Raw genomic sequence first — 4,090 nt, 5'->3', positions numbered from 1 at the left:
GGATTTTTTGGCCATCGCTCAAGTTCCTGATAGCGCAGCCTTATCGGGCCTTGGCGGCTGCCGCAAGCGGCCTAAATGAAAGGGCGTCCCAGCGTTGCAATTGGGACCGCGGCCGCTATAGTCCGCGCGAATTTGCCCCGGATCGGGCAGGCGCTGGCGCGTTGCCGGTCCATTCCCGTCTAAGCCGTTAAGGATTTACCCGAATGCTGATCACCCCGGCGTATGCCCAAGCTGCAGGCGGCGACGCCAACAGCATGCTGATGTCGCTGCTGCCGTTCGCGCTGATCTTCGTGATCATGTACTTCCTGATCCTGCGCCCGCAGCAGAAGAAGGTGAAGGACCACCAGGAGCTGGTGAAGAACATCCGCCGCGGCGATACCGTCGTGACATCAGGCGGTCTGGTCGGCAAGGTGACCAAGGTGGTCGACGACGACCAGATCGAGTTCGAGATTTCCGACGGCGTGCGGGTGCGCCAGATGCGCCAGATGATCTCGGGCGTGCGCGCCAAGGGCGAGCCGGCCAAGGAAAAGTCCGAAGCCAAGGACGAAGCGGCTTCGAGCTGAACTTCGCGCCGCTCTTTCGTTCTCTGACGGGTCAACCCGATGCTGTATTTCACGCGGTGGAAGGCGCTGGCGACCATCCTCACGGCGCTGGTCGTGTGCCTGTGCGCCGTTCCCAATTTCTTCCCTGAGGCTACCGTCAGGACCTGGCCGGGCTGGGCGCAGCGGCGGCTGGTGCTTGGGCTCGACCTGCAGGGCGGTTCCTACCTTCTGCTCGAAGTCGACGCCAACTCGGTCAGGAAGGACCGTCTCGATGCGGTCCGTGACGACGCACGCAAGGTGCTACGCGACGCCAGGATCGGCTTTACGGGCGGCGTCACCGTGCGGGGCGACGCCGTCGAGGCCCGCATCACCAAGGAAGCCGACGTGCCGGCCGCGCTCTCCAAGCTGCGCGACATGTCGCAGCCGCTCGGTGGCCTGATGGGCGGTAGCGGCCAGCGCGATCTCGAAGTGACGGATGCCGGCGGCGGCTTGATCCGCATTACCGTGACGCAGCCGGCAATGCTCGACCGCATGCGCAAGACCATCGAGCAGTCGATCCAGATCGTCGAACGCCGCGTCAACGAGCTCGGCACCGTCGAGCCGATCATCCAGCGTCAGGGCGTCGACCGCATCCTGGTGCAGGTGCCCGGCCTGCAGGATCCAACGCGCCTGAAGGAACTTCTCGGCAGGACTGCCAAGATGGAATTCCGTATGGTCGACACCAACGTGTCGCCGGACCAGGCGCAGGCGGGCAGGGATTCCGAATTGCTGCAGAGCGCCACCAGGACCGAGGCACCCGTCGTCGTCAAGAAACAGGTGCTGGTGTCCGGCGGCGATCTCACGGACGCGCAGCCGGGCTTCGACCAACGGTCGGGCGAGCCGATCGTCTCCTTCAAGTTCAACACGGCCGGTTCGCGCAAATTTGCGCAGGCTACCACCGAGAACGTCGGACTGCCCTTTGCCATCGTGCTCGACAACAAGGTGATCTCCGCGCCCGTGATCCGCGAGCCCATCACGGGCGGGCAGGGCCAGATTTCCGGCAATTTCACCGTGCAATCCGCCAACGATCTCGCGATCCTGCTGCGCGCCGGCGCGCTACCGGCGCCGCTTACGGTGGTGGAAGAGCGTACCGTCGGTCCCGGCCTGGGGCAGGACTCTATCGAGAAGGGTGAGCTTGCCGCCTATGTCGGCTCCATCCTGGTGGTCGTGTTCATGCTGGTGACCTATCGCCTGTTCGGCGTGTTCGCCAACATTGCGGTGGTTATCAACGTCGCCATGATCTTCGGCGTCTTGTCGTTGCTCAACGCCACGCTCACCTTGCCGGGCATCGCCGGCATCGTGCTGACGGTCGGCATCGCGGTCGACTCCAACGTGCTGATCTATGAGCGCATCCGCGAGGAATTGCGACACGGGCGCACCCCGATCTCGGCGATCGACGCCGGCTTCACCCGGGCGCTTGCCACCATCCTCGACTCCAATATCACCACCTTCATCGCCGCTGCGGTGCTGTTCTATATCGGCACCGGCCCGGTGCGCGGCTTCGCCGTGACGCTCGGCATCGGCATCATCACCACGGTGTTCACCGCCTTCACTTTGACCCGCCTGATCGTGGCGTGGTGGGTGCATTGGAAGCGGCCGAAGACCGTGCCGATCTAGGGGCCGGCAGTGACCACTACCCAATTCGTTCTCGTTGCTCTCGGCGTCCTGATCCTCGTGCTGACCGTGGTCAGCATCTTCGGCCTGTTGCCGTCGCTGCGCATCGTGCCGGACGACACGCATTTCGATTTCACGCAGTTCCGCCGCATCTCGTTCCCGATCTCGGCGACGCTGTCGATCGTGGCGATCGTGCTGTTCTTCACCCATGGCCTGAACTTCGGCATCGACTTCAAGGGCGGCACCCTGATGGAGGTGCGGTCGAAGTCCGGCACCGCCGACATTGCGCAGATGCGCGCCACCCTCGGCAATCTCGGGCTCGGCGAAGTCCAGTTGCAGCAATTCGGCGGCCCTGCCGACGTGCTGCTTCGCGTCGCGGAGCAGCCGGGCGGCGACAAGGCGCAGCAGGTGGCCGTCGACAAGATCCGCGGCGCGCTGGGCGACACCGTCGAATATCGCCGCGTCGAGGTGGTGGGACCGCGCGTTTCCGGCGAGCTTCTGGCCTACGGCATGCTCGGCCTGATGCTCGCGATCGTCGGCATCCTGATCTATCTCTGGTTCCGCTTCGAATGGCAGTTCGCGCTCGGCGCCATGATCGCCAACGTTCACGACATTGTGCTGACCATCGGCTTCATGTCGATCTCGCAAGTCGATTTCGACCTCACCAGCATCGCCGCGCTGCTCACGATTCTCGGCTATTCGCTCAACGATACCGTCGTCATCTACGACCGTATCCGCGAAATGCTGCGGCGCTACAAGAAGATGCCGATGCCGCAGCTTCTCAATGAGTCCATTAATTCGACGCTGTCGCGCTCGATCATCACCCACGTCACCGTGACGCTAGCGCTCCTTGCGCTGCTGGTGTTCGGTGGCCACGCGATCCACAGCTTCACCGCGGTGATGATGTTCGGCGTCGTGCTGGTCGGCACCTACACCTCGATCTTCATCGCAGCGCCCATCCTGATCTATCTCGGCGTCGGCCTCCACCGCGCCGATGCGCCGGATGCGCCGGAGCCGGCCACGAAGGCGGGCAAGCCGGCAATGGCGGGCGCGTCCGCGAAGAAGTAGCGGGGCATGATCCCGACCCGGAGGGCCGCGAAGCGCAAAGTGGATACCGGTTTTCGGACAAGATCATGCCCAACCAAAAAACCAGCACCTCGGATGGCCTGCACTTCCCGAGGTCGGCGCCGATCGATGCGTATGGCAAGGGCGGCTTTGCCTTTGCCGACATGTCGCATCGGGGATCGCTGCTCTGCCTGCCGGATTCGATCTGGGCCTGGGAGGTCGTAGGGCCCGGGCAAATCGACCGCCACTCCCTGAAAAAGGTGTTCGAGGCCGCCAACAGCATCGACACGCTGATCGTCGGGTCCGGCACGGAAGTATGGGTGCCGCCGCGCGGCTTGCGGGAGGAGTTGCGCGCCGTGCGGATCGTGCTGGATGCGATGCAGACCGGGCCTGCGATCCGCACCTACAACATTATGCTGGGTGAGCGGCGCCGCGTCGCGGCCGCGCTGATCGCGGTGCCCTGAGATGGCCGGCGAAGTCAGGGACGCCGCCGCCTACTGCGCCGATCTCGTGCGTACCCATGACTTTCCGCGCTACGCCGCGACGCTGTTTCTGCCTGGTGTGCACCGCCGGCCGATGCTGGCGATCTACGCCTTCAATGTCGAGATCACGCGCGTACGCGGCCAGGTGAGCCAGCCGCTGCCGGGCGAGATGCGGCTGCAATGGTGGACGGACCTGCTGGCCGGCCATGACCATGGCGGGGTCGAGGGCAATCCGGTCGCGGCCGAGCTGCTGTGGACGATCCGCACCTGGCGCCTGCCGGTCGAGCGGCTGACGCGGCTCATCGTCGAGCACGAGTTCGACCTCTACAACGACCCGATGCCGTCGCT

Annotated in this window: 5 protein-coding genes; all 5 read left to right on the top strand. The window is 64.6% G+C overall.

All coding sequences use genetic code 11. The annotated features are described in order from the left end of the window. Positions 1–203: 203 nt before the first annotated feature. Positions 204–563, top strand: a complete 360-nt coding sequence (gene yajC / locus ACT4OC_RS25250; RefSeq protein WP_444841767.1) for a preprotein translocase subunit YajC — start codon at positions 204–206, stop codon at positions 561–563. A 39-nt stretch (positions 564–602) separates the two neighbouring features. Next, complete coding sequence (secD, locus tag ACT4OC_RS25245; protein ID WP_444841766.1) at positions 603–2,198, top strand: protein translocase subunit SecD; 1,596 nt, start codon at positions 603–605, stop codon at positions 2,196–2,198. Positions 2,199–2,207: 9 nt separating this feature from the next. After that, complete coding sequence (gene secF, locus ACT4OC_RS25240; RefSeq protein ID WP_444841765.1) at positions 2,208–3,263, top strand: protein translocase subunit SecF; 1,056 nt, start codon at positions 2,208–2,210, stop codon at positions 3,261–3,263. Between the two features lie 65 nt (positions 3,264–3,328). Then, positions 3,329–3,724 (top strand): Mth938-like domain-containing protein, encoded by a 396-nt coding sequence (locus tag ACT4OC_RS25235; RefSeq protein ID WP_444841764.1) that lies wholly within the window; start codon positions 3,329–3,331, stop codon positions 3,722–3,724. A 1-nt stretch (position 3,725) separates the two neighbouring features. Further along, positions 3,726–4,090: phytoene/squalene synthase family protein (locus ACT4OC_RS25230; protein ID WP_444841763.1), on the top strand; the 365-nt coding region annotated here is incomplete at its 3' end.

The organism is Bradyrhizobium sp. (assembly GCF_052389815.1).
Lineage (GTDB): Bacteria > Pseudomonadota > Alphaproteobacteria > Rhizobiales > Xanthobacteraceae > Bradyrhizobium.
Note: the sequence above shows the minus strand (reverse complement) of the source record. Positions and strands in the feature narration are given on the sequence as shown.